Below are 23,965 nucleotides of genomic sequence, written 5' to 3' on the forward strand. Positions count from 1 at the left end.
CAGAGCTCCCGGAGGATATGACACGTCTTAGTGCTTTTGGACATCTTGCAAGTGCATCTTCCGGCTATTTTGTGACGCCGATTTTGGAACGATCAATCGTCAGCGCCACGGCCGACACGATCAGCACCCCGTACACGATAGGTTCGTAGGCCGGATCAAGCCCGACCGCCGCGGTCCCGACCCTTAGCAAGGTGATGGTCAGCACGCCGACCAAGGTGCGTCCCATGCCGCCCACGCCGCCCTTGATTGCGTTGCCTCCGATTAGCACGGCGGCGATGCTCGGCAGCAGCAAGCTGTCGGCGATGGTGGGGCTGCCGCTGTAGGTGCGCGCCACCAGCGCCATCCCTGCCATTCCCGAAAACAGCCCCGACAGCGCGAACGCGATCATTTTTACCCGGCCTACCCGCACGCCCGACATGAGCGCCGCGCGCGGATTGAGGCCTGCTGCGTACACGCGGCGCCCGAACGAAAGCCAGCGCAGGCAGGCCGCCAGCACGGTCAAAGCTTCCATCGCGAACAGGAAGGAGTGCGGCAGGCCGAAACTGCTGCCCTCCAGCCAGCCCACGGCGCCGTAGCCGTCCGTCACCGGTATCGTCGTGTGCCCGACCGCCAGTGCGACGCCGGCGCAGATCGCCCCGCCGGCCAAGGTGACCACCAGCGACGGCAACTGGCCGTGCACGTGCACCACGCCCTGGAACAGGCCGATGGCCGTGGTCAGCGCCAGCACCGCCGGCACGCCGCCGGCGCCCATTCCCGGCAGTGCCAGCGCGAGCAGCACGGATGCCAGCGCGGCCAACGCGGTCATCGATAAATCGATGCCGCCCAGCAGGATCACCAGGGTCTGGCCGCTGGCCAGCAGCAGCAGCACGCTCGATTCCCCGGCCATCATGGCGAGGTTGTCGAGCGACAGGAAGGCAGGTTCCACCAAAGCCGCACCAGCCAGCAGCGCCAACAGCACGGCTGTCGGGATGGCCGCTGCGAACGCGGGCGCCAGCGCCGGGGGCCGCGCGGCGAGTGGGGGCCTGTCCATCAATCCATGCACTCCAGTATCTGCCGCTCGGATGTCTTGCCATCCGCGAGCGGAAGACGGCTTGTTACCATGCCGCCGCGCATCACCAGCAGCGTGTCGCTCAGCGCCATCGCCTCTTCCAGCGTATCGGCCAGCAGCAGCACGCCGATGCCGCTCGCAGCCAGCTCGCGGATCAAGGCGAAGATTTCCGCGCGCGCGCCGACATCGAGCCCGCGCGCGGGATGGTCCAGGATCAGCACCTTGGGCGGATGGACCAGCAGCCATTTGGCCAATGCCAGTTTTTGCTGGTTGCCGCCACTTAAATGCTGGGCCGGCGTTTGCGCGTTGGGCGGCGTGATGCGCAGGTGCGCCATCCATCCCGCCACCAGCGCGCGCTCGCGTGCGCCATCGACGAAGGCGCCGCGCCGCAGTAGGTCCAGATGCGGCAAGCTCATGTTTTCCCGCACGCTCATTCCTGCGACGATGCCTTCCGCCTGGCGCTCGGCGGGCAGATAGGCGATGCCGTGGCGGACCGCGTCGGCGGGCTCGTTCAGCCGGACCGGCCGGCCGTCGAGTACGATCTCGCCTGCGTCGGGCGCCAGCGCGCCGAACAGGGTGCGGCACAGCTGTTCGCGTCCCGAACCTGCGCCACCGACCAGCCCTAGTACTTCTCCGGCGCGCAGGTCGAAGCTGACATCGCGATAGCGCTTGCCATGGCCCAGGCCACTGACCTGCAGGCGCAGCGGCGACGGCGTGGCCGGGGCAGGGCGGGGCGGCGCGTGTACAGTCGCAGGCCCAAGCATGAGCCGGCGCAGTTCGTCCGTATTGCGATCAGCCCCGGCGCATTCGGCCACGCAACGGCCGTCGCGCAGCACGTAGATCCGGTCGCATACCCGCAATACTTCGTCGAGCCGATGCGACACGAACAATACCGAAGCGCGCTCGCGCAGACCCTGGATGCGCTTCAGAACGGTGTCGAGCTGTTCCGCTTCCAGCATAGAGGTCGGCTCGTCGAGCAGAATCACGGGCCGCTGGTGAGCGCGCTCTTCCAGCGTCAGCATTTTGGCCAGCTCGACCACTTGCCGGTCGCCGAACGACAAGCTGCCGGTCTGCGCCGACGGCAAAATGGCCGAGCCCAGCTTGCCGAGTTGCACGGCGGCCAGGGCGTTGAGCGCAGTCCAGTTGTAGAACAGGCCGGCCCGCAGCGCAGCCCCTTCATGGCCAAGCATGATGTTTTCTGCGACGCTCAGATTGGGCAGCAGAGATTGTTCCTGGAACACCATGCCGATGCCCGCATCGGACGCGGCCGCCCTGTCCTTGAGCACGGTCTCGCGGCCGCGCAGCACGATCCGCCCGCTGTCGGGCTGGCACAAGCCGGCTATCATCTTCAGCAGCGTCGATTTGCCGGCGCCGTTCGCGCCGACCAGGCCGACTACTTCGCCGGCGCGCAGCTCCAGCGTGACATCGTCAAGCGCCGGCAGGCCGGCGTAGTGCTTGCTTACCCGCTCGACGCGCAGCACCGGCTCGCTCATGAGATGGCGCTCGTCCACGGCGCTGATCCGCGCGCTCATGCGACGGCGCTCATGCCACGCTCCGCAAGCGACCGCGCAGATGCCAGGTCGCCAGCAGCGATGCCATCAGGATGATGACGCCCTGAACCGCCTTCTGCAGCTCCGGCGTGACGCCGACGAAGATCATGCCGTTGGCCAGCACGGCCAGGATGAGCACGCCCAGCGCTGATTGCAGCACGCCGCCGCGCCCGCCGCTGAGCGGGGTACCGCCGATTACCACGGCGGTGACGGTGGCCAGCATTTGCCCGATGCCGATATCGACATGGCCCAGGCCGATCTGCATCGACGCCAGCACCCCGCCCAGCCCGGCCAGCAAGCCCGAAAACGCAAACGCCGCCACCTTGTAGCGGTCCACGGCAATGCCGGACAGGCGCAGCAGCGCCTCGTCGCCGCCGATGGCCATGCTGTAGCGTCCGAAGCGGGTGTAGTGCTGCAGGCCGTAGCCGAGCGCGACGATGGCAACGGCGATCAGCGCCAGGTTCGGCATCGCGCCCGTGCGGCCCAGGCCGAAGCTGCGCATGCCCTGGTCCAGTATCAGCGGCGGCTGGCCGCCGGACAGCAGCATGGCGGCGCCCAGCGAGGCCGACCACACGCCCAGCGTGGCCATGAAGGACGGCACGCCCAGCCGCGCCACCAGCCCGCCGTTCAGCAGGCCCAGCAGGAAACCCGGCAGCAGCGCCAGCGCCGCGCCGGCGCCGCCGAGATCGAGCGCGCTGCGGCTGTTGAGCACCAGCATGGCCAGTCCCAGCGAGCAGGCCGCCATGATCCCTTCGAGCGCCAGGTCGATCGATCCCTGCAGCACCACAAAGCTCATCCCCACCGCCAGGATCAGCGGCACGGCGCTGCGGTCGGCGATGGCGGCCAGGTTTTGCGCCGTCGCGAAGCGCGGCTCGGCCAGGCCGAAGCCGATGCACAGGATGAGCAGCGCCAATGCCGGCCCCCACAGCTGCGCGCGGGCGGCGCTCAAAACGCCGGGCCGGTGCTGCGTTTCCATAGGTTCGCGCAATCCCATTCCGGTATGTAGGTCGAGGCCGGCGGATCGGCGCGATACTGGCCGGCGTTGTGTTTGGTGATGAGCTGCAGCTTCAGATAGAACTCGCGCTTGTCCTTGGGCCAGGTTTGCGGCAGGGGCGCCTGGCCGGTCAGCACGCACACGCCCATGGCCAGGCCGATGCTGCCCTGGTAGAACGCGTCGCTCGACACGGTCGCCTGCATCTCGCCCTTGCCGATCGCGGCGATGGCTTCGGGTATGCCGTCCACCCCGACCACCGGAATCCGGCCGGCCAGCCCGGCCGCGCGCAAGGCTTCGAGGGCGCCCAGCGCCATGTCGTCGTTGGCCGCCCACACGCCCTTGATCTGCGCGCCGTATTTGGCCAGCCAGGTCTGCATGACGGGGAAGGCCGCCGTGCGGTCCCAGTTGGCGCTTTGCTGGTCGAGCAGGCGCACGCCGGGCCGGTCCTTGAGCACCTGCTGCAATCCGGCGTAGCGTTTGCGGGCGGGGTCGGTGTCCAGCCGGCCTTGCAGGGCCACGATGCCGCCTTGGCCGTCCATGGCGTCGACCAGCGCGGCCGAGATCGCCCGGCCCGCCTCCAGGCTGTCGACCGCCACGTGGGCGATCCATTGCTGGTAGCCGTTGAAAGGATGCAGCCCCTCGCCGTGCGCCCAGTGCGTGACGATCCAGGCACCGGCGTGCTGGGCCGTGTCGACCATGGGCTTGATGACGGGATCGGAATTCGGTTCCACGTTGAAGATCGTGCAGCGCGCGTTGGTGACCAGCAAGCCGCGCATCAGCGATACCTGCCTGGCAGAATCGCCCTGGTTCAGCTGCAACACGTAGTTGCGCTCCAGGCCGGCCCAACGGGCGAACATCCGGGCGCCCTTGTCCACATTGGCGTGATAGGGCTGGGCGATCTCGCGCATGGAATTGACCAGGCGGATCTCGGATTTGGCGCACGCGGTGAACGCATCCGCATGCGTGCAAGCCATTGACAACAACAAGCTCATTGCGTGTCTCATTCGCCTCGCCTGTCTCGGGTATTGCTCGGGTATTGCTTAGGTATTATCTTTGTAGTAACTCGACTTATTCAACCGACCGGACTATATTGCATGGTAAGACAACACTTTGTTTTGGACTAGCAGTTTGTGCGACGGTTCGCGAACTTTGAAGGTTTCTTTGCGTCCAATCCAATGTGATACAAGCCGATCAATGAGCTCCGATTCCATACCGTCAAGCTGGCAATTCCACACCTTGTGGCGGGATGCCGAATTCACCCTGTACCGGGTGAGCGCGCAGGAGGGAGAGCGGCCCAAGCTGGCCAGGGCGCCGAGTGAGGACTTGCCGGACGCGGCCGGGCTGGCGCGGCTCGAACACGAATATGCCCTGCGCGACAAACTCGACCCGCAATGGGCCGTCTGCCCCCTCGCGCTGACGCGCAAGGACGGGCGTCCTATGCTGCTGCTGGCCGACCCCGGCGGCGAGCCGCTCGACAATCTGCTGGGCGCCCCCATGGCGCCCGGCCAGTTTCTGCCCATAGCCTGCGCGCTGGCTGCGGCGCTGGCGCAGTTGCACCAGCGCGGCATCGTGCACAAGGACATCAAACCAGCCAACGCCGTGGTCGACGTGGACGGCGGCGCCGCGCGCTGGACGGGCTTCGGCATCGCCAGCGTCCAGCCGCGCGAGCGCCAGCCGCTGGCGCGCCCGGAAGACGTGGCCGGCACGCTGGCCTATATGGCGCCGGAGCAGACCGGCCGCATGAACCGCTCGATCGACCTGCGCAGCGACCTGTACGGCCTGGGCGTCAGCTGCTACCGGATGCTGACCGGCGAACTGCCGTTCACCGCCACGGACCCGATGGAACTGTTCCATTGCCACCTGGCGCGCGAAGCCACGCCGCCCGCCGAGCGCGTGCCCGGCCTGCCGGCCGCGCTCTCGGCCATCGTCATGAAACTGCTGGCCAAAGCCGCCGAGGAGCGCTACCAGACCGCATCCGGCCTGGACGCGGACCTGCGCCATTGCCTGTCGCAGTGGCGGGCGCAGGGCCGGATCGATGCCTTCCCGCTGGGCGCGCACGACGCTTCGGCCGAACTGCTGATCCCGGAAAAGCTCTACGGGCGCGAGGCGCAGACCGGCGCCCTGGTGGCCGCCTTCGAACGCGTGGCCACCGGCGGCGCGCCGGAGCTGGTGCTGGTTTCCGGCTATGCCGGCGTCGGCAAGTCGGCACTGGTGGGCGAACTGCACAAAGTGCTGGTGCCGCGCCGCGCCATGTTTGCCACCGGAAAATTCGACCGCTACCAGCGCGATATCCCCTACGGCACGCTGAGCCAGGCATGCAGGGCGCTGGTGCAACAGCTGCTGGGACGGAGCGAAGCCGATGTGGCGCAGTGGCGCGAGGCGCTGCAGGCGGCGTTGGGGGCGAACGGGCAACTGGTCGTCAAACTCGTTCCCGAGCTGGAATTGCTGATCGGTCCGCAGCCGCCGGTCCACGAGCTGCCGCAGCAGGACGCCCACCACCGTTTCCAGTCCGTGGTGCTGCGCTTCCTGGGCGTGTTCGCGCAGGCGCAACATCCGCTCGTGCTCTTCCTCGACGACCTGCAATGGCTCGATACCGCGACGCTGGAACTGCTCGAACAGCTGTTGACCCAGCCGGAGCTGCGCCACCTGTTGCTGATCGGCGCGTACCGCGACAACGAGGTCGACGCGCTGCATCCGCTGATGCGTACGCTCGAGGCTATGCGCCGCACCCGCCAGGAATCACGTCAAGCAGCGGGCCAAACACCGCGCGAAACACCGCGCCACGACATCGTGCTCGCGCCGCTCGCGCTCGACGACGTGGCGCACCTGCTGGCGGACGCCTTGCACAGTGCGCGCGAGGCGGTCGCGCCCCTGGCGGCGCTGGTGCACGCGAAAACCGACGGCAATCCATTTTTCACCATCCAGTTCATTGCCGCGCTGGCCGACGAGGGCCTGCTTGCCTTCGATCCGGCAGGCGTGTGCTGGCGCTGGGACATCGCCCGCATCCGCGCCAAAGGTTATACCGACAACGTGGCCGACCTGATGCTGGGCAAGCTGCACCGCCTGGCGCCCGCCGCACAGGCGCTGCTGACCTTGCTTGCCTGCCTGGGCAGCAAGGCCTCGACAGCCGACCTGGCGCTGCTGCACGACGCCGCGCCGGCGGCGGTCCATGCCGCCCTGGCCGAGGCGGTGCGGTCCGGCTGCGTGTTCCGCTCGGAGGACGGCTATGTCTTCCTGCACGACCGGGTGCGCGAAGCGGCCTACTCGCTGGTCGCGCCCGGCGAACGGGCCGTGCAGCACCTGCGCATCGGCCGGCTGCTGGCCGCGCGCGCGCCGCCTCGCGCGCTGGAACAGCACATTTTCGAGATCGCCAACCAGTTCAACCGCGGCGCCGGCCTGATCGATACCGTCGAGGAGCGCGAGCGTCTGGCCGAACTCAATCTGATGGCCGGCCGGCGCGCCCAGGAGGCCACCGCGTACGCGGCGGCGCTAGGCTTTCTGGCGGCCGGCTGCGCCTTGCTGGCGCCCGACAGCTGGGAGCGCCGTTACCCCTTGAACTTCGCGCTGGCCCTGCATCTGGCCGAGTGCGAATACCTGACAGGCGACCTGGCCTCGGCCGAGCAGCGCCTGTCGCAGCTGGGCGAACGCGCCGCCAACCGCGCCGACCTGGCCGCCGTCACCTGCGCCCGCGTCAACCTGTTCACCACGCTGGACCGCAGCGACCGCGCGGTCGAAGCCGGCCTGGACTACCTGCGCCGGGTGGGCCTGCCATGGACGCCGCATCCGGCCCCGGACCAGGTGGAGCGGGAGTTCGCGCGCATCTGGCAGCAGGTGGGCGAGCGCCCCATCGAGGAACTGGTCGACTTGCCCTTGATGCGCAACCCGGACGAGCAAGCCACGATGGACGTGCTCACCACCATCCTGCCGCCGGCCCTGTTCACCGACGAGAATCTGCTGGGCATGGTGGTGGGCCGCATCGCCAACCTCAGCCTGGAGCATGGCCACAGCGACGGATCCAGCCTGGGTTACTGCTGGCTCGGCATGTTCCTCGGCCCCCGCTTTGGCGACTACCAGGCCGGTTTCCGTTTCGCCAAACTGGGCTTGGACCTGGTGGACCAGCACGGCCTGGGACGCTTCAAGGCCCGCGTCTATGTTCACTTCGGCAACGTCGTCACGCCCTGGAGCCAGCCCTTCCAAAGCGGGCGCGCGTGGGTGCGGCGCGCCTTCGACGTGGCCAATGAAAACGGCGACCTGACCTTCGCGCTCTACAGCTGCAACCACCTGGTGAGCAACCTGCTGGCCTGCGGAGAAGCGCTGGAAGAGGTCGAGCGCGAGGCCGGACACGGCCTGGAATTCGCCCGCGCGGCCGGCTTCGGCCTGGTCGTCGATATCCTGACCGGCCAGTTGCAGCTGATCCGCGCGCTGCGTGGCGCCACCGACGACTTCGCTTCCCTGAACGGCGCCGGCTTCGACGAGCCGCGTTTCGAAGCCCACCTGGAGGCCGATCCGCGCCTGGCGATCGCGGCCTGCTGGTACTGGATCCGCAAGCTCCAGGCGCGCTACTTCGCCGGCGACTACGCAGCCGCCGTCGCCGCGGCGGGCAAAGCCGAGCCGCTGCTGTGGACCTCGCCGTCGCACATCGAAGTAGCCGAGTACCACTTCTACGCGGCCCTGGCGCGCGCCGCCCACTACGAGCAGGCCAGCCGCGAGGAACGCGCCCGGCACCTGACCGCCCTGGACGCGCACCGCCGCCAGCTCGAGGAGTGGCGCCGCAGCTGCCCCGAGAATTTCGCCAACCGCGCCGCCCTGGTGGGCGCGGAACTGGCCCGCATCGAGGGGCATGAACTCGACGCGATGCGGCTCTACGAACAGGCCGTGCGCAGCGCCCGCGACCATGGCCTGGTGCACAACGAGGCGCTGGCGTACGAGCGTGCCGCCGCCTTTTACCGCGCGCGCGGCTTCGAGCTGGTGGCAGACACCTATCTGCGCCAGGCGCACGACGGCTATGCGCGCTGGGGTGCGGCCGGCAAGCTGCGCCAGCTGGAAGCCCGGCACGGGCAATTGCAGGCGGGGCCGGAGGCGCCGCCCGCCGCGCCGCTGGCCCAGCTCGACATGCTCTCCGTGGCCAAGGCTACGCAAGCCATTTCCGGGCGCATCGTGCTCGACGAGCTGGTCGACACCTTGATGCGCATCGTGCTGGAAAACGCCGGCGCCCAGAGCGGCGCCTTGCTGCTGGTGCGCGACGGCCAGCTGGCGCTGGTGGCCGATACCCAGGTGGCCCAGCAGGACGTGCAGGTGCGGCTGCACCGCGAGGCCGGGCAGGCCGACATGGATCTGCCGGAAACCATACTCAATTACGTCCGGCGCAGCGGCGAGACCGTCCTGCTGGCGGACGCGGCGGCCATGCACCCGTACGCCGGCGACGCCTATTTTTCTCGCCACCGGCCCAAGTCTGTGCTGTGCCTGCCGATCGTGCGCCAGGGCGCCCTGATCGGTTTGCTGTACCTGGAAAACAGCCTGCTCACGCACGCCTTCACGCCCGCGCGCGTGACCGTGCTGGAACTGCTCGCCTGCCAGGCCGCCATCTCGCTGGAAAACGCCCAGCTCTACACCGACCTGCGCGAGCGCGAAGCCCGCATCCGCCGCCTGGTCGAGGCGAACATCATCGGCATTTTCTTCTGGGATGTGCGCGGCGGCATCAGCGACGCCAACGATGCCTTCCTCGACATGCTCGGCTACAGCCGCGCCGATCTGGCTGCGGGAAAGCTGAGCTGGAGCGGGGTCACGCCGAGCGAATACGGCGAACTCGACCGGCTCAAGGTCACCCAGCTGAGCACGGTCGGCACCTGCACGCAGTACGAGAAGGAATTCATCCGCAAGGACGGCACGCGCATGCCTGCCCTGGTCGGCGGCACCTTGCTGGAGGGCTCGCGGGAGCAGGGCCTGGCCTTCGTGCTCGACCTGACCGAGCGCCGCCAGGCCGAGGCAGAGCGGGCGGCCCGCAAGAGCGCGGACGCGGCCAATGCCGCCAAGAGCGCATTCCTGTCCAGCATGAGCCATGAACTGCGTTCGCCCTTGAACACGCTGCTCGGCTTCGCCCGGCTGATGGAGCGCCGTCCCGCCTTGCCGGACGAGACGCGGGCAGACCTGGCCATCATCCTGCGCAGCGGCGAACACCTGCGCGCGCTCATCAACCAGGTGCTCGACCTGGCCAAGATCGAGGCCGGCCGCCTGGTGCTCGACATCACCGATTTCGACCTGCATGCCGTGCTCGACGAACTGGAGGACATGTTCGCCTTCAAGGCCGAGGCGCGCGGTTTATCCTTGCGCTTCGCGCTGGAGGGCGTGCCGCAGTTCGTCCGGGGCGATACGCTCAAACTGCGCCAGGTGCTGATCAACCTGCTCGACAACGCGCTCAAGTTCACCGAACACGGCGAGGTGGTCTTGCGGGTACACCCGGAGCCGGGGGACGGGCGGCTGGCCTTCGCCGTGGCCGACACCGGCATCGGCATAGTCGCCGCCGAACTGGGCCAGCTGGGCACCGCCTTCGTGCGGGCCGGCGGCGCGCAGCGCGAAGGGACCGGCCTGGGCCTGGCCATCAGCCGCAACTTCGTGCACCTGATGGGCGGAGAACTGCGGCTGGCCAGCGAACCCGGCCATGGCACCTGCGCCAGCTTCAGTGTCGATCTGCCACCGGTGAGCGCCGAGGCGGCCTCGCCGGACCCGCTGCCGCGCCGCGTGGTGGCCCTGGCGGCGGGCCAGCCGCGCTACCGCGTCATGGTGGTGGACGACCGCGCCGAGGCGCGCCAATTGCTGAGGCGCTTGCTGGCGCCGCTCGGCTTCGAGGTGCGCGAGGCGTGCGACGGCCGGCAGGCGGTCGAGCTGTGGCGCGCCTGGCCGGCGCACCTGATCTGGATGGACATGCGCATGCCCGTCATGGACGGACGCGCCGCGACTCGCTGCATCAAGGCCAGTCCGAACGGCGGCGCCACCGTGATCATCGCGCTGACCGCCAGCAGTTTCGAGGACGAACGCGCCGACATCCTGGCCGCCGGCTGCGACGATTTCCTGCGCAAGCCCTTCCACGAATCCGATCTGTTCGCCTTGATGCAGAAACATCTGGGCGTGACCTTCGTCCACCAGGAGGAGGGCGAGGGCGGCGCGGCGGCCCCCAAGCTCGACGCCGGGGCGCTGGCGGTCCTGCCTGCGGCGCAGCGCCTGGCCTTGGAACAAGGGCTGGTCCAGCTCGATACCGCGGCGGTAGAGGCTGTCATCGCCGAGGTCGGCGACCCGTCACTGGCGCGCGCGCTGGCCACGCTGGCCAGTGAATTTCAATACACGCAGATATTGCGGCTGTTGCAGGGCGAAAATCTAAAGGAACTGCCGTGACCTTAGCGCTCCCGACTCTGTTACAGTCAGACCAGCATTATCCCGCAGGGGAGGAGGAAGCATGAATACGGCTATCGACGTCGTGCGGGAACGGCTGGAATCGCCGCCCAGGGACCGCATTTTGATCGTCGACGACGCGCCCGCCAATCTGCGCCTGTTGATGCACATCCTCGATGAGCATGGCTACCTCGTGCATCCCGCCAGCGACGGCGAAACCGCGTTGCGCTTCGTGCAAACGACCTTGCCCGACCTGATCCTGCTCGATGTCATCATGCCGGGACTGGATGGCTACAAGGTGTGCGAGCGCCTCAAGGCCGATGCCCGCACGCGTGACATTCCCATCATCTTCATCAGTTCGGCCGACCAGGAACTGGACAAGGTCAAGGCCTTCGCCAGCGGCGGCGTGGACTACATCGTGCGGCCGCTGCAGGCGGAGGAAGTGCTGGCCAGGATCAAGACCCACCTGGCCTTGCGCCACCTGCAAATCCGCCTGGAACAGCGGGTCGAGGAGCGCACCGCGGAACTGACGCAACGCAGCGCCGAGCTGCTCGAGGCCAACGAAAAACTGCGCGCGGAGAACCTGGAACGCAAGCAGGCCGAGGAGCGCATCCGCTACATGGCCCACTACGATGCCCTGACCGGCCTGCCCAACCGGGTGCTGTTCCAGGACCGGGTCTCCCAGGCCATCGCGCTGGCCCACCGCAACGGCAACCAGCTGGCGCTGCTGTTCATCGACCTCGATTACTTCAAGCACATCAACGATTCCCTGGGCCACCAGGCCGGCGACCGCTTGCTGCAACTGGTCGCCAGTTGCCTGCAGCAATGCCTGCGCGAGGGCGACAGCGTGGCCCGCCTTGGCGGCGACGAGTTCGTCGTCAGCCTGATCCAGCTGCACGCCAGCGACGACGCCGCCCGGGTGGCGCAAAAGATCCTGGCGGCCCTGGACCAGCCCTTTGTCGTCGCCGACCACGAACTGCATGTCAGCGGCAGCATCGGCATCGGCCTGTATCCGGACGACGGCGGCGACGTCGAGAGTTTGATGCGGGCGGCCGACGCCGCCATGTACTGCGCCAAGGAAAACGGACGCGGCTGCTATGAATATTTCACGCCGGCCATCAACAAGCGCGCGCGCCAGCGCCTGGAACTGGGAACCCGTCTGCGGCGCGCCTTCGCGCAGGACGAACTCGCGCTGCACTACCAGCCGCAGGTGGACATAGAAAACGGCCACATCTTTTCGGCCGAGGCCCTGTTGCGCTGGCGCCAGCCGGGCAACGACGTGCCGATCGCCTGCGGCGCCTTTATCGCCATCGCCGAGGAAACCGGGCTGATCCTGCCGATAGGGCAATGGGTGCTGCGCCAGGCTTGCCTGCAGCTCAGGCGGTGGCACGACGCCGGCTACCGCGACATGCGGATCTCGGTCAATCTATCGCCGAGGCAATTTTATCAACCCAACTTCCTGGCCACGATCAAGGACATCCTGGACGAGACCGGGCTGTCGCCCACCGTGCTGGACCTGGAAATCACCGAAGGCGTGCTGCTGCAGAAGAGCGAGGACAACATCGCCATGCTCAAGGAACTGGGCAATATGGGCATCCAGTTGTCTGTCGACGATTTCGGCACCGGCTATTCCAGCCTGGCCTATCTGCAGCGCTTCCCCGTGCACGCGCTGAAGATCGACCAGTCCTTCGTCAGCGGCATAGGCTGCAATCCGGGCGCCACCGCCCTGGTGACCGCCATCATCGCCATGGCGCAGAGCCTGCACTTGAAAGTGCTGGCCGAAGGGGTGGAAACGCCGCAGCAGGCGGATTTCCTGAGGGCGCATGGCTGCCTCGCCGCGCAGGGTTTTTACTACAGCAAGGCGGTCGCGGCGGAAACCCTGACCGCGTTGCTGCATGAGCAGGACCTGTCGCCGACCCATAGCGCATGGCCAGACAAGGGGGAGACGCAGCGTGCGGAGAAGGAAAAGTAAGGTTTTTGCTTGCCGAGCGGCACTTGTTAGAGCGGGAGCGGCAGTGTACAATCTCGCGTCTAATCCCTGATAGCTCAGTTGGTAGAGCGACGGACTGTTAATCCGCAGGTCCCTGGTTCGAGTCCAGGTCGGGGAGCCAGTACACAGCAGCAAGCGTAGAGCCCAGCCTTAAACGGTTGGGCTTTTTGCGTTTCAGGGACCGTCTATTGCGCACAGTGGGCCGTGGTGAGGCTGTTGTGCGAGGAGATGGCCTACCCCTAAGGCAGGGTTCGCGTGGCAGATGGCGGCCTGCTGGCGAGACCGTGGATGCTGAGCGGAACAGGAGGGCGGAGGACAAATTTTCCGTCAGCGACTATTTGATTCTCGATCTGATTTATTGGGAACTTCCGTTCTCGCCCGGAAGCGGACCTTTATCGAAGCGTTGCTCAGGTTGTCAGGCCAGCAAGGGCTGGCGCGCGATAAGCCAGTCGCTGGCACCCGGTTCCCATGGAAACACGCCGGTAGTGCTCGGCCAGATGATCTGATAGGCTCGAAACGGTCGGCCCTTGTACAGCCAGCTCGCCCAATGCATATAGTCGGCAACTTGCTCGGAGGACGCTTCGCCGATGACGCACTCGAAATCACCGCCGAGCAGACCGGCGATGCGTGCCCCCGGAGCGATCGCCCCGCGCTCCTTCATCTGTCGATAGCACTCGTTGATGGCGCTGCAGGCAACGTTGGACTTGAGGCCGATGACAATGAGCTCCGGCATGCCGAGCGATTGTTCAATACCGATCGAATAGGCAAACGGCGGATGTTCATCCTCTTCCGTCACGCTGATGACATGCAGGCCGTACTTCTCGATATCGGCCAGCGCCTTGGCGTCCGCCTCTTGTCCACCGCATTCATGCGGCGCGTCTTGTTCGCCATGGTCCTGATCGTCTTCGGGGTCCAGCGCCCAACGCTCCCATTTGCCCCCTGCAACGTCGCGGCAGGCGCCCCAGCCGCGCGGAAGGTCGGCGATGGCCGCGATGTCGGCGTGCTTCTCGAAAAGACAGCCGAGACAGAGCATGACGCATTCTCCCGGCTCGTCCGTGGTGCCGTCCAGGAACTGCCAGTCTCCATTAAAATCATGGGCCACACTCAGCACATCGAAGTCTCCGCGTGCCACTTTGTCCGTGCAGAAGGTGGCCGTGGAAACGGGATCAGGGAACGGCCAGTCGGGAAAATTGTGAGTATGTGCGGTCATGAATGCAGGCGTGCGCCGTTAGTAGATGTTCGTTGAAGCGAAACTGTTGGCCAGGAGCTTGCCGCCACTACGGTCGGGAAGGGGCATGCGGTTCCATTTCTTCGGCTAAGTGTTGTTGAACGGCAGTTTCTGGCCGGCAGCTGTCTTTGGCAGGATAGCATGTTGCACGAGGGGAATGTGCGTGGATTGTCACCGGCTTCCCCAAGGATTTGGAGGGCTTGGGGCTCCTGGCCTGATTGCGGTTGTCGCTTGTGCTATATTGAAGTTATGAGCCAGGTCATCTTACGACGGACGAATGCCGCGACGGTTTCCACCGAGGAGGCGCTTGCCTTGGTTGACGCCACGCGGGAGGCGCGCGTCATTCATCACACTGGGGACAATGTGCTGGTCGATATCGCGACGGCGGAATTCGCGTCGCTGCGCCGAAAATTGCCTGGCTGGATAGTGTCTCCCCAGACTGAGCGAATCGCCGTTCCTGATACGCACCGGCACGTCCGCTCGTAGCTGCCACGCCCGCCCGAATGCATCACTAGTCGTCCAGGCCCTTGCCGCTGAGGATATTCGGCGTATATTTCTCCACCCGAGCCACGCGGGTCTTGGACTGTTTAGCGGCGGCGAAGTGGAGCAGGTAAGCTCTTTGCCGGCCCGGGGTCAGCGCATCGAAGGCGGCCTTCAGGCCCGGCGTTTCGTCCATTTTGGCCTGGAACTCTTCGGGGACGGTGAATTCGGCGGTCTTTTTGAAATCAATGTGCAGGCCGGCTTTTTCCACTTCGATGGCTTGGCGGATGTAGGCTTTCACCGTGGCTTTCAGCTTGCTCACCTCATCGACACTGGTGAACCGGATCTGGCGCGCGGCCTGCGTGTTCTCGGTCTGCTGAACCAGTACGCCGTCGGCGTCGTTCAGCAGCGCACCTTTGAAAAACAGGATGGCACAGTATTCCTTGAAGACGTGCAGCAGCACGATGTTGCTGCCCTGGTCGGTGTAGCACGGCACGCCCCACTTCAATTCCTCGGTCAGATGGCAGTCGAGGACGATCGCTCTCAGCTCCATTAATTCCTCCTGCCATTTCTTTGCTCTGCCTATGTAGGCGTCGACCTTGGGATTCATGGGCATCCTTTCGCTGTGAAATAATGTCAGTTCGCTATCAGGTCATTATAGCCAAGGTATATGCCTGAAGTCATGCACCCGCCCTGTGCCTGCCGGCACATGTGCGCCTCCCTACGTTTTCCTACAATCGCTGCACTGATTCGGCCTTGCCACCGTGCCGGAATCAGCACTCTTTTTTAAGGAACCGTATGTCCAAAGCATTGATTTCGACCTTGCTGGCCACCGCCGTCCTGGCTTCCTCGTGCGCTTCTGCGCAGGACTATTTCGCTGGCGTCACCGTGGCCAAAGGCGGCGAGCTGACCTTCCGCAATCCGCTCAACGGCAATACCGACAAAGACGACGCCGGCGCCGTCTTCAAGGTGTACGGCGGCTATGCGCTGACGGATTACCTGGCGCTGGAAGGCGGCTATTCACAGGGGGCCAAAGCCCGTTTCGACAAGGCGGCGCTGGGCATGGCGAGCGATCCAACCTTCAAGTTGAACAGCTTCTACCTGGCCGCCCGCGCCACGCACAGCTTCAACGACAGCTGGTCCGTGTTCGGCAAGCTGGGCGTGGCGCGCAACCGCTACACGGTGGCCAATACCGGCAATTCGGACCGTGTCTCTTCCACCAAGCCTTTGCTGGGCGTGGGCATTGCCTACAATGTGACGAAGGATGTGGCGTTGACGCTCGAGGCCGAGCGTCTGGGCCGCACGCGCGAGGATGGCATCAACGTCAGCCACAACACTTTGCAACTGGGCGTGAAGGCCGGTTTCTAAATCGCTTCTGCAGCTCTAGTAGCTGTACTGGACCGTGAGCGAGCTGGCGATGCCGGTGCGTTGGCTGGTGCGCGGGCTTGCGCCCGCGTCGCCCAGCAGGCAGCTCCCATGTAAGGCTGCGGTCAGCGTGTATTTGCGGCTGAACTGCCAGTGCCATCGCCCTTCGGCAAACACGTCGCGTATGCCGCCCGCTGGCCGGTAGCGCGCGGTGCCGAAGTCCGATTGCATGCCGGCGCCATCCGCCAGGTTGACGCCGGCCGCCACGCCCAGCATATGGTGCGGCACCACCCAGGTGTGCGTGGCAGCCCTCAGATTGAGCAGCGCGCCTTTGCCGTCGCGGCCGGCCGGCGCGTAGGCATGCGCATGCAGCAGCAGTTCCTGTACCGGCTGGTAGTTGACGAAGCCGCCGAACACCGGCCGCGCGCCAGCGCTGCTGCCGTCGGACCGTCGTCCGCCGAGATTCAGCGATGCGACCGGGCCGTATTGCAGCAGCGGGTCGCGCGACATCTTCATGCCGAGTTCCAGCCCTTGCAGGAACACGCCGTTACTCCACTCCACCGAAAACTGCGGCACCAGGTAGGTCGAGCGCAGCGCGCTGCCGGGCCGACTCGGCGCGCTGCCCAGGGTTGCGCCTATCCACACGTCCGTCGAGCCTTCCGGTATCAGGCTCTCTTCCGATTGCGCCCATGCCCATGCCTGTGGCGTGGCCATGGCCAGGGACATTGCCAGCAGGGCCGCGGTGACGGGGGACCTCTCCATGTCAGATATGTCCCAGTTCCAGGCCGCGCAGTACGGCGCGCACCCGGTCGCGTACGCCCAGCTTGGACAGGATGCTGGACACGTGGTTTTTGATGGTGCCTTCGCTGGGCCCGAGCGCCTGGCCGATTTCGGCATTGTTGAAGCCCGCCGCCATCAGCGCGAGAATTTCCGTTTCGCGGCTGGTCAGCGGTGTGGACAGCGCCATCGGGGAGGGGGCCGCAGGAGGCTTTTCATAGGCGGCGCGGGTGCGTTCGGTGAGCGCGGGCCGGAACAGCGTGGCGCCCGCAGCGACGCTGCGTATGCCTTCGGCCAGCCGTTCCAGCGATATGTCCTTGAGCAGGAAGCCGCGTGCACCGGCGCGCATGCCGTCGAACAGGGCGTCGTCATCGTCGAAGGTGGTAAGCAGGATGGTGGGCGGCAGCCGCCCCTGTTCGCGCCGCAGCAGTTCGATGCCGCTGCAATGGGGCATGCGCACGTCGAGCAGCAGCACGTCTGCCTGGGCTTGGGCGATGACGGCCACGGCCTCGGCGCCGTCGGCCGCTTCGGCCACCACGCGTATGTCCGGGGTCAGGTCGAGCAGGCCGCGTATGCCGCTGCGCACCAGCATCTGGTCGTCCACCAGCACCACGCGTATCATGCGCGTGCTCCCGCGATGGGCAGCGTGAACTCGAGCCGGTAGCCACGGCGACGGACTTCGCCGCCGGCGCTTCGCCTGCCGTCGCCGCTACTGCCAATGCGCAGCGCGCCGCCATGCTCGGCCAGGCGTTCACGCATGCCTGACAGGCCGTTGCCTTCAGGGGCGCCGCCGCTGCCCCTGCCGTCGTCGGCGATGCGCGCGATCACGCTGTCGCCGCTTTCGTTGCGGCGGATGTCTATCGTCAGCAGCGCGGCCCCGGCGTGGCGGACCGCGTTGGTGATGGCTTCCTGCACGCAGCACAGCAGGGTGTGGGCGGCCGCTGGCCGGCAGGCGTCGGCGCCGCTGTCCATGGTGAGTGCTATGGCCGGCGAGGGGATGCCGTCGCACAGCAGCCGCAAGGCTTGCCGCACGTTGATCTCCGCTTCCTGCCGCTCGGCGCTGACCACGCCGCGCACTTCGGACAGCAGCGACGTCGCCAGTTCGCGCGCTGTGCCCAGTGCGGCGGCTGGCTTGCTGTCGGACTGGCGGACCGCCAGGTCCAGGTGAAGCTTGAGAGCCGTCAGGTGGTGGCCGACCGCGTCGTGCAGGTCGCGCGCGATGCGCATGCGTTCGGACGAGCGTACCGTGTCGCCCAGCAGCGACTGGGTGGCGCGCAACTGGGCGTTCGACGTTGCAAGCTGCACGCGCATGCGCTGTTCCTGTTTCATCATGTAGGCGAAGGCGAATCCCAGCAGAAGCACCAAGCGCTCGGAGGTCAGCACTGCCAGCATGGTGTGGATGGACTTGTCGTTCAGGTGCAACGCGGGACCGGTAAGCACCCAAACGTCCATGCCGACGCCGAGCAGGAATTGCACCGCCAGCCATGCCAGCGCGCGGCGCAACGGCAGCAGCGCCGCCAGTTGAGCTGCGAAGATCAAGTGGAAGGCCAGCGAGTTGAGTGCGACGGTGATCACCAGTTGCGCTGCCAGCAGCATGGCGTCGACCACGGGCGTGCGCAGCAGCGCGGGCTTGATGCGCCACCATAGCAGGCCGATGAAAGTGGCCATCAGCAGCGCTTCGCCTGCAAGGAATAGCTCAAAAGCCAGCGTGGCACGGTCCGAGCCGACGCGCAGCAAGGAGGGCGCCGGCGTGAAAAGGCTGGCGAGATGGCGCGCCACCCGCCCCACTGCGTTGTGCAGTTCGGCTTCGCCGGCTCCGGTAGCAAATGGCGGGGCCAGCTCCAGCAGGCCGAGGATCAGGCTGGCGATCATCGCGGCGGCGGGATAGCGGCTGTGTGCGCGCGAAAGATAATTGCTGATGTTGTTCATTAAGCCTGTCGTTTTGGCAAGTCGGAGCGCAGCCATTCTACTTCAGCGGACTTGCGTGACAAAGTGCCGAAAGTCATGCCACCTGACTTCCGGCACATGGGCGGCGGCGTGCGATGCCGTAGAATCGCGGCCGGGCCGATAGCTACGCAAAGGGATGCTTTTGAACGTGAAGATGATGGGATCTGTGGCGTTGCCGCTGGCGCTGGCATTGCCGCTACCGGCGCCGGCGGAGGAAGCGCCGACCCAGGTGCTGGTGCCGGCGCAGCGCGACGCGGAATGGCATAGCTACCGCCACGCGTACAAGGCCGCGCGCTTTTTCGCGCCCTATCTGAAAACGCGTCCTTTGATCCAGGCGCACATGCAGATCCGGCCCAAGGATCCCGAATTGCCGATGGACGGCCTGCAGTTGCAGCTGGCCGGGGAGACCGTGAGCGTGGCGATACCGGTGGATGCGCTTGGCCGCGCCACCTTGCCGATGCTGAAGCAGGCTTACGACGAGGACGCCGTGCTGCGCCTGAACCGCCGGAAGGGCCATTACCAGTTCAGCGGGCGCTATTCCATCCGCGAGCGCGAGGATGGCGTCTACAGCGCCGCCAGCCTGCGCGCCGCGTGCGAGCAGCTTTTGGGCGCGCAGCGCGAGTCCGGCTACCGCCTGCGGCTCATCGGCAAGAAGTGCGTGGGCGTGAAGTTCGTGTATGCGCTGGACGGCGCCCCGCCCGACGTGGTGCATAGGGACGCGGCCGGCAAACTGACGCCGCTGCTTGCCGAGCGCGGCTACCCGTTTGAAAATCCCACCATGGGCAATTACCAGGTCGCCGTTTACCGCTTTGCCGACTGGCCCGAGCAAGGCGAATTCCTCACCCGCAGCAAGCCTTTGGCGGTCGGCACGGTATACGAATAGGGCTTACGCGGCTGCGCAGCGCTGGTTGAGCCAGTCGCTGACCAGAGGCCACAGCACGGCTTCCTGACTGGGTTTGAAGAAGCCGAAGTGGCCGATGCGGCGCAGCTTGAATTGCTGCGGGTTGATGACGCGGTAGTCGACTTCCGCGTCCGTGTAGGCGTCGTGCAGCATGCGCGAGCCGGCTTCGAGCAGCAGTTCGTCGTCGCTGAAGGTCAGGCCCAGCACCGGGTATTGCGCGCGGGCGTAGGCGTCGCGCGCGCCGGGTTCGGCGCTCAGCAGATAGTCCGGGGTCAGGCACCAGCGCCGCCATTGCAGCATGGCGCGGCGCGGAATGTCGCCGATGATGCCGACCCGCTTGCCGGGGAAGTAGCCGAACAGGCGGCACAGCAGCGGCGTCAGCACGTACCACAGCAGGGGCGCCTGGCGCCGCACGCCGGGCTGGTTGTGGCGGGTCGCGCCGCTGCCGACCGCGATGTTGACCAGCCCCGCCAGCCGCGCCACGGACGGCAGCAGCGGCGCGGTCTGCCCGCCCAGGCTGTGGCCCAGCACGAAGATCGGCAAGCGCTCCGGCGTCTGGCTCGCGTGCTGCACCACCGCGTCGAAGTCTTGCGCCACCCAGTCCGAAATGTCCGCTTTGCAGCCGCGCATGGAATCGTAGCGCGACTCGCCCATGCCCCGGTAGTCGAAGGTCCAGACCCGGTAGCCCAGGCGCGCCAGGAAGGCCGAGAAGTCCGCGTAGAAGGACTGCGGCACGGCCATCGCCGGCGCGATCACCACGTCCGCGCGCGTGGGCCCTTGCGGCGCGTGGCAGTAGGCGGTCAGCGCGTGGCCGTCGTGGGCTTGCAGCGTGAGGCGGGTGCGTATCATGCGGATGCTCCTGGGAGGGATGGTTACCAGCTGCGCGAGGGATCGGCGGCCAGGCTGCGCCACGCGGCGCCCGCCAGTTCGTCGATGGCCACGCGCGGGTCGATGGTGACGCGGCCGCTCAGCCAGTGGCGCGCCAGTTCCTGCGCGGGGCCCAGCAGCAGCGGGCCGTAAAGCTCGGCCGGCAGGCGGCGCAGGATGCCTTGCTTGAACCAGGGTTTGAGCAAATCGAGCAGCGTTTTGAAATAGCCCGCCGTTTGCGCGCGCACGGCGTGGTCGTGCTCGGGGGCGACCGCTTGCCGCCGCGAGAACAGGAAGCGCGCCAGCTCGGGATGGCTGGTGACCCAGACCAGGTGGGTTTCTATCATCGCGCGGATGGCGCGTTCCGCGTCTGCCGCTTCGCGCGTGCGTTCGATGAGCTGCGTCCAGTAGTCGTCCAGGCCCTGCATGAAGAGCGCGGCGGCGATGCCTTCCTTGGTGCCGAAGTGGTGGTAGATGCTGCCCACCGATGCCTGGCTGCGCTGGCGGATGTCGTCGATGGTCGCCGCTGCGATGCCTTTTTCCGAGAAAACGGCGAGGGCGGCGGACAGGATGGCCGACTTGCGGTCGATGGTTGGCTTGATGGCATTCATGGCTAGAATATTGTTCTAGAATTTAATTCTAGTCAAGCGTCATCTGCATGGCCGGTACCGGCCCGTTTCGCGCCATCGGCAAGCACTTTCGCGCCCTTGCAGGGCAGTTCCGTCGTTTTGTAGTTGCCAATCGCGCAATGGATGGGGACAATGCCCCATCGTTTCCCTATTGCGCCGCCATGTTCAACTTCCCGTTCCGCCGCCTGGCCATCGACTGCATGTACACGCAGGTGCTGAACCTGGTGTGCGGCTTGATCACCACCTATGTGTTCAAGTTCAGCGGCGGCTTCCTGTCCAACTGGCTGATTTCGGCCTGTATCGGCACCATCGCGCTGCTGCTGATCGACGGCGCGCGGCTGGCGATGTGGGGCGAGGGCGCCCGGCCGCACTGGTTCAAATTCCTGCTCGTTGTCGCCGTTTCCGTGCCGCTCGCGCAAGTGCTGGGCATGCGGCTGGGCGGCTGGCTGATGGGCTATCCGGTGGCCGACATGGGGCCGCTCGACGATGGCACGTCGGCGGGACTGATGGTGTTTACGCTGCTGGCGGCGGGCGCGGCCACGGTGTTTTTCGCCGGCCGCGACCGCGCGCTGCGCGCCGAGGCGGCGCTGGCGGTGGAGCGCGCCCGCACCGAGACCGTGGCGCGCCAGGCGCTGCAAGCGCAACTGCAATCGCTGCAGGCGCAGATCGAGCCGCATATGCTGTTCAACACCCTGGCCAACCTGCAAGGCCTGATCGCCATCGACCCGCCGCGCGCACAGGACATGCTGGAGCAGCTGATCCAATACTTGCGCGCCACGCTCACGTCGTCGCGCGCCGAGAGCACCACGCTGGCGCAGGAGTTCGCGCTGATGGACGCCTATCTGGGGCTGATGCGCATCCGCATGGGCGAGCGTCTGAGCTACGCGCTCGACCTGCCGGCCGGGCTGCGCGGGTTGGCTGTGCCGCCCATGCTGCTGCAGCCGCTGGTGGAGAACGCCATCGCGCACGGTCTTGAACCCAAGATAGAAGGCGGCCACCTTGCGGTCGGCGCGTGCCTGCGCGACGGCTTGCTGGCGCTGACGGTGCAGGATAGCGGCCGTGGCCTGGACGCGGAGCCCGGCAAAGCCGGCACCAGCGTCGGCCTGGCCAACACGCGCGAGCGCCTGCAAGCGATCTACGGCGGGCGCGCCGCGTTGACACTGGAAGCCGCAGCGCCGCATGGCGCCATCGCCCGCATCACCCTTCCCGCATGACTTTTTCTTCAATTGCCATGACCATACAAGTACTGATCGCCGAAGACGAACCTATCCTCGCCGCCACGCTGGCGCACGCGCTGCGGCGGCTGTGGCCCGAAGCCGTGGTGGTGGCCACCTGCCCCCACGGCGCCGACGCGGTGGAAAAAGCGCTGGCCTTGCGGCCGGAAGTGCTGTTCCTGGATATCAAAATGCCCGGCAAGACCGGGCTGGAGGCGGCCGAGGACCTGGCCGAACAGTGGGGCGGCGCGACACCGTTCCCGCAGATCGTGTTCGTCACCGCGTACGAGGAATATGCGGTGCAGGCCTTCGAGCGCGAAGCGGCGGACTACGTGCTGAAACCGATCAGCGATGCGCGCTTCGGCAAGACCATCGAGCGTCTGAAGGCGCGGCTGGCCGCGCCCGGCGCCAGCGGCGGACTGGAGGCGCTGCTGGGCCAGATGCGCGCGCTGCTGCCCGGTTTGCCCGCCGCAGCGTCCGCGCCGGCGGCCGAGCGGCTTGCAGTCATACGCGCGGCGGTTGGCAACCAGGTGCGCATGATACCGGTCGGCGACGTGGTGTATTTCGAGTCGCTGGACAAATACGTCAACGTCGTCACGGCCGACGGCGAGGCGCTTATACGCATGAGTCTCAAGGAACTGCTGCCGCAACTGGACGACAGCCTGTTCTGGCAAGTCCACCGTGGCACTATCGTCAATTCCGCCTGCGTGCTGAGCGCCGCGCGCGATGAAGCCGGCAAGCTGACCCTGGCCCTCAGGCAGCGCCCCGAACGCGTGCGCGTCAGTCCCTTGTACGCGCACTTATTCCGACAAATGTAACCGGAAGGACAGGCATGAACCCAGAAATCACCCAACAAATCAGCGGCGTGGAAGAACGGCTCCGGCTGGCCATGCTGGCATCCGACACCGAAGAACTGGACCAGCTGCTGGCGGACGATCTGCTCTTTACCAACCACATGGGACAACTGTGGAGCAAGGCCGCCGATCTGGCCATGCACCGTTCCGGCGCCCTGAAATTCCGCGCGGTTGACAGTTCCGAAATGACGCTGAGGGGAAGCAGCGATGTGCCGGTAACGTCGACCCGCATTCTGCTCGATGGTTCGTACGAAGGAGCCGCGTTCGTGGCCGACTTGCGTTTCACGCGCGTGTGGCGCCGCGCCGGGAATGGCGCTTGGCAGCTGGCGGTGGCGCACAGTAGCGCGGTGCTTGCGCCGCCAGCGGTCTAGCACTGGCCGCCACGGCTCAGAACGCGTACCGCACCGTCGCCACGGCGACGTGCGGACTATGCTTTATTTTTTCACGGCCTGGTGTCTTTTTGCCATGTTTTCACCGCCGTGCGGGATTTTTTCACCAGGCTCTGGTCAATTCGAAATCCCGCGTATATAATTCGGGCCTCAATTCCCTGATAGCTCAGTTGGTAGAGCGACGGACTGTTAATCCGCAGGTCCCTGGTTCGAGTCCAGGTCGGGGAGCCAGAATTTAGTTGTAAGCGAAAGCCCAGCCCTTACCGGTTGGGCTTTTTGCGTTCCCGGGGCCTGTTTAGAGACAATTGCCCAGGAATGGCTGAATCAGGTGGACGGGAGAATAGCG

19 protein-coding genes and 2 tRNA genes are annotated in these 23,965 nt (G+C 66.3%); 10 read left to right on the top strand and 11 right to left on the bottom strand.

Features of this window, described 5'->3' with window-relative positions; all coding sequences use genetic code 11:
- Positions 1-64: 64 nt before the first annotated feature.
- The 4 genes from ACSQ8Y_RS02605 to ACSQ8Y_RS02620 are packed head-to-tail and all read right to left on the bottom strand — an operon-like array spanning position 65 to position 4,584.
- Positions 65-1,030: an ABC transporter permease gene (locus ACSQ8Y_RS02605; RefSeq protein WP_436264907.1), complete on the bottom strand. Its 966-nt coding sequence runs from the start codon at positions 1,028-1,030 to the stop codon at positions 65-67.
- Positions 1,030-2,580, bottom strand: a complete 1,551-nt coding sequence (locus tag ACSQ8Y_RS02610) for a sugar ABC transporter ATP-binding protein (RefSeq protein WP_436264908.1) — start codon at positions 2,578-2,580, stop codon at positions 1,030-1,032. Before ACSQ8Y_RS02610 ends, ACSQ8Y_RS02605 begins: the two co-directional genes overlap by 1 nt.
- A 10-nt stretch (positions 2,581-2,590) precedes the next feature.
- Positions 2,591-3,574 (bottom strand): ABC transporter permease, encoded by a 984-nt coding sequence (locus ACSQ8Y_RS02615; protein WP_436264909.1) that lies wholly within the window; start codon positions 3,572-3,574, stop codon positions 2,591-2,593.
- Positions 3,544-4,584: a sugar ABC transporter substrate-binding protein gene (locus tag ACSQ8Y_RS02620; protein WP_436264910.1), complete on the bottom strand. Its 1,041-nt coding sequence runs from the start codon at positions 4,582-4,584 to the stop codon at positions 3,544-3,546. The genes ACSQ8Y_RS02615 and ACSQ8Y_RS02620 overlap by 31 nt, the downstream gene beginning before the upstream one ends.
- Positions 4,585-4,786: 202 nt before the next feature.
- On the opposite strand from ACSQ8Y_RS02620, the gene ACSQ8Y_RS02625 reads away from it, so the two are divergent.
- The 3 genes from ACSQ8Y_RS02625 (at position 4,787) to ACSQ8Y_RS02635 (ending at position 13,089) form a co-directional block, all read left to right on the top strand.
- Positions 4,787-10,981, top strand: a complete 6,195-nt coding sequence (locus ACSQ8Y_RS02625; RefSeq protein WP_436264911.1) for an ATP-binding response regulator — start codon at positions 4,787-4,789, stop codon at positions 10,979-10,981.
- A gap of 61 nt (positions 10,982-11,042) precedes the next feature.
- Positions 11,043-12,950, top strand: coding sequence for a putative bifunctional diguanylate cyclase/phosphodiesterase (locus ACSQ8Y_RS02630; RefSeq protein WP_436264912.1), 1,908 nt, complete (start codon positions 11,043-11,045; stop codon positions 12,948-12,950).
- Positions 12,951-13,013: 63 nt separating this feature from the next.
- A tRNA-Asn gene (locus ACSQ8Y_RS02635) sits at positions 13,014-13,089 on the top strand.
- Positions 13,090-13,383: 294 nt separating this feature from the next.
- Here ACSQ8Y_RS02635 and ACSQ8Y_RS02640 read toward each other — a convergent pair.
- Positions 13,384-14,178 (bottom strand): DUF4262 domain-containing protein, encoded by a 795-nt coding sequence (locus ACSQ8Y_RS02640; RefSeq protein WP_436264913.1) that lies wholly within the window; start codon positions 14,176-14,178, stop codon positions 13,384-13,386.
- A 267-nt stretch (positions 14,179-14,445) separates the two neighbouring features.
- On the opposite strand from ACSQ8Y_RS02640, the gene ACSQ8Y_RS02645 reads away from it, so the two are divergent.
- Positions 14,446-14,682 carry a hypothetical protein gene (locus ACSQ8Y_RS02645; RefSeq protein ID WP_436264914.1) on the top strand — a complete coding sequence of 79 codons (237 nt, stop codon included), beginning with the start codon at positions 14,446-14,448 and terminating at the stop codon, positions 14,680-14,682.
- A 25-nt stretch (positions 14,683-14,707) separates the two neighbouring features.
- Here the strand turns inward: ACSQ8Y_RS02645 and ACSQ8Y_RS02650 are convergent, their stop codons facing one another.
- On the bottom strand, positions 14,708-15,286 hold the full coding sequence (locus ACSQ8Y_RS02650; protein WP_436264915.1) for a YdeI/OmpD-associated family protein: 579 nt from the start codon (positions 15,284-15,286) through the stop codon (positions 14,708-14,710).
- 188 nt (positions 15,287-15,474) lie between these two features.
- On the opposite strand from ACSQ8Y_RS02650, the gene ACSQ8Y_RS02655 reads away from it, so the two are divergent.
- Positions 15,475-16,044: a porin family protein gene (locus tag ACSQ8Y_RS02655; protein ID WP_436264916.1), complete on the top strand. Its 570-nt coding sequence runs from the start codon at positions 15,475-15,477 to the stop codon at positions 16,042-16,044.
- Positions 16,045-16,059: 15 nt separating this feature from the next.
- Here ACSQ8Y_RS02655 and ACSQ8Y_RS02660 read toward each other — a convergent pair whose 3' ends face one another.
- From ACSQ8Y_RS02660 to ACSQ8Y_RS02670, 3 genes are read right to left on the bottom strand one after another with little or no spacing between them, the layout of a single operon-like run.
- Complete coding sequence (locus ACSQ8Y_RS02660) at positions 16,060-16,803, bottom strand: MipA/OmpV family protein (protein ID WP_436264917.1); 744 nt, start codon at positions 16,801-16,803, stop codon at positions 16,060-16,062.
- Position 16,804: 1 nt separating this feature from the next.
- Complete coding sequence (locus tag ACSQ8Y_RS02665; protein WP_436264918.1) at positions 16,805-17,440, bottom strand: response regulator; 636 nt, start codon at positions 17,438-17,440, stop codon at positions 16,805-16,807.
- On the bottom strand, positions 17,437-18,747 hold the full coding sequence (locus ACSQ8Y_RS02670; RefSeq protein ID WP_436264919.1) for a sensor histidine kinase: 1,311 nt from the start codon (positions 18,745-18,747) through the stop codon (positions 17,437-17,439). The genes ACSQ8Y_RS02665 and ACSQ8Y_RS02670 overlap by 4 nt, the downstream gene beginning before the upstream one ends.
- 154 nt (positions 18,748-18,901) lie before the next feature.
- Here ACSQ8Y_RS02670 and ACSQ8Y_RS02675 point away from each other — a divergent pair, with 154 nt between their 5' ends.
- Positions 18,902-19,648: a hypothetical protein gene (locus ACSQ8Y_RS02675; RefSeq protein WP_436264920.1), complete on the top strand. Its 747-nt coding sequence runs from the start codon at positions 18,902-18,904 to the stop codon at positions 19,646-19,648.
- 3 nt (positions 19,649-19,651) lie between these two features.
- On the opposite strand, the gene ACSQ8Y_RS02680 is transcribed toward ACSQ8Y_RS02675, so the two are convergent.
- Positions 19,652-20,515 (bottom strand): alpha/beta hydrolase family protein, encoded by an 864-nt coding sequence (locus tag ACSQ8Y_RS02680; RefSeq protein ID WP_436264921.1) that lies wholly within the window; start codon positions 20,513-20,515, stop codon positions 19,652-19,654.
- Between the two features lie 23 nt (positions 20,516-20,538).
- Entirely contained in the window at positions 20,539-21,144 is a 606-nt protein-coding gene (locus ACSQ8Y_RS02685; RefSeq protein ID WP_436264922.1) for a TetR/AcrR family transcriptional regulator, read from the bottom strand.
- A gap of 179 nt (positions 21,145-21,323) precedes the next feature.
- Here ACSQ8Y_RS02685 and ACSQ8Y_RS02690 point away from each other — a divergent pair, with 179 nt between their 5' ends.
- The 4 genes from ACSQ8Y_RS02690 to ACSQ8Y_RS02705 all read left to right on the top strand — a co-directional run bounded on the left by ACSQ8Y_RS02690 (position 21,324) and on the right by ACSQ8Y_RS02705 (position 23,850).
- Entirely contained in the window at positions 21,324-22,376 is a 1,053-nt protein-coding gene (locus tag ACSQ8Y_RS02690; protein ID WP_436264923.1) for a sensor histidine kinase, read from the top strand.
- Between the two features lie 17 nt (positions 22,377-22,393).
- Positions 22,394-23,194 (top strand): LytR/AlgR family response regulator transcription factor, encoded by an 801-nt coding sequence (locus ACSQ8Y_RS02695; RefSeq protein WP_436264924.1) that lies wholly within the window; start codon positions 22,394-22,396, stop codon positions 23,192-23,194.
- Positions 23,195-23,208: 14 nt separating this feature from the next.
- On the top strand, positions 23,209-23,601 hold the full coding sequence (locus tag ACSQ8Y_RS02700) for a nuclear transport factor 2 family protein (protein ID WP_436264925.1): 393 nt from the start codon (positions 23,209-23,211) through the stop codon (positions 23,599-23,601).
- Between the two features lie 173 nt (positions 23,602-23,774).
- Positions 23,775-23,850, top strand: a tRNA-Asn gene (locus ACSQ8Y_RS02705).
- Positions 23,851-23,965 lie beyond the last annotated feature (115 nt).

The sequence above is a fragment of the Pseudoduganella sp. LjRoot289 genome, from assembly GCF_964252925.1.
GTDB lineage: Bacteria > Pseudomonadota > Gammaproteobacteria > Burkholderiales > Burkholderiaceae_D > Rugamonas.

What these genes read in the sequence shown, in the direction of transcription:
- ACSQ8Y_RS02605 (WP_436264907.1), bottom strand. Translation starts at nt 1,030, where the DNA reads ATGGACAGGCCCCCACTCGCCGCGCGGCCCCCGGCGCTGGCGCCCGCG.
- ACSQ8Y_RS02610 (WP_436264908.1), bottom strand. Translation starts at nt 2,580, where the DNA reads ATGAGCGCGCGGATCAGCGCCGTGGACGAGCGCCATCTCATGAGCGAG.
- ACSQ8Y_RS02615 (WP_436264909.1), bottom strand. Translation starts at nt 3,574, where the DNA reads ATGGAAACGCAGCACCGGCCCGGCGTTTTGAGCGCCGCCCGCGCGCAG.
- ACSQ8Y_RS02620 (WP_436264910.1), bottom strand. Translation starts at nt 4,584, where the DNA reads ATGAGCTTGTTGTTGTCAATGGCTTGCACGCATGCGGATGCGTTCACC.
- ACSQ8Y_RS02625 (WP_436264911.1), top strand. Translation starts at nt 4,787, where the DNA reads ATGAGCTCCGATTCCATACCGTCAAGCTGGCAATTCCACACCTTGTGG.
- ACSQ8Y_RS02630 (WP_436264912.1), top strand. Translation starts at nt 11,043, where the DNA reads ATGAATACGGCTATCGACGTCGTGCGGGAACGGCTGGAATCGCCGCCC.
- ACSQ8Y_RS02640 (WP_436264913.1), bottom strand. Translation starts at nt 14,178, where the DNA reads ATGACCGCACATACTCACAATTTTCCCGACTGGCCGTTCCCTGATCCC.
- ACSQ8Y_RS02645 (WP_436264914.1), top strand. Translation starts at nt 14,446, where the DNA reads ATGAGCCAGGTCATCTTACGACGGACGAATGCCGCGACGGTTTCCACC.
- ACSQ8Y_RS02650 (WP_436264915.1), bottom strand. Translation starts at nt 15,286, where the DNA reads ATGAATCCCAAGGTCGACGCCTACATAGGCAGAGCAAAGAAATGGCAG.
- ACSQ8Y_RS02655 (WP_436264916.1), top strand. Translation starts at nt 15,475, where the DNA reads ATGTCCAAAGCATTGATTTCGACCTTGCTGGCCACCGCCGTCCTGGCT.
- ACSQ8Y_RS02660 (WP_436264917.1), bottom strand. Translation starts at nt 16,803, where the DNA reads ATGGAGAGGTCCCCCGTCACCGCGGCCCTGCTGGCAATGTCCCTGGCC.
- ACSQ8Y_RS02665 (WP_436264918.1), bottom strand. Translation starts at nt 17,440, where the DNA reads ATGATACGCGTGGTGCTGGTGGACGACCAGATGCTGGTGCGCAGCGGC.
- ACSQ8Y_RS02670 (WP_436264919.1), bottom strand. Translation starts at nt 18,747, where the DNA reads ATGAACAACATCAGCAATTATCTTTCGCGCGCACACAGCCGCTATCCC.
- ACSQ8Y_RS02675 (WP_436264920.1), top strand. Translation starts at nt 18,902, where the DNA reads ATGCTTTTGAACGTGAAGATGATGGGATCTGTGGCGTTGCCGCTGGCG.
- ACSQ8Y_RS02680 (WP_436264921.1), bottom strand. Translation starts at nt 20,515, where the DNA reads ATGATACGCACCCGCCTCACGCTGCAAGCCCACGACGGCCACGCGCTG.
- ACSQ8Y_RS02685 (WP_436264922.1), bottom strand. Translation starts at nt 21,144, where the DNA reads ATGAATGCCATCAAGCCAACCATCGACCGCAAGTCGGCCATCCTGTCC.
- ACSQ8Y_RS02690 (WP_436264923.1), top strand. Translation starts at nt 21,324, where the DNA reads ATGTTCAACTTCCCGTTCCGCCGCCTGGCCATCGACTGCATGTACACG.
- ACSQ8Y_RS02695 (WP_436264924.1), top strand. Translation starts at nt 22,394, where the DNA reads ATGACCATACAAGTACTGATCGCCGAAGACGAACCTATCCTCGCCGCC.
- ACSQ8Y_RS02700 (WP_436264925.1), top strand. Translation starts at nt 23,209, where the DNA reads ATGAACCCAGAAATCACCCAACAAATCAGCGGCGTGGAAGAACGGCTC.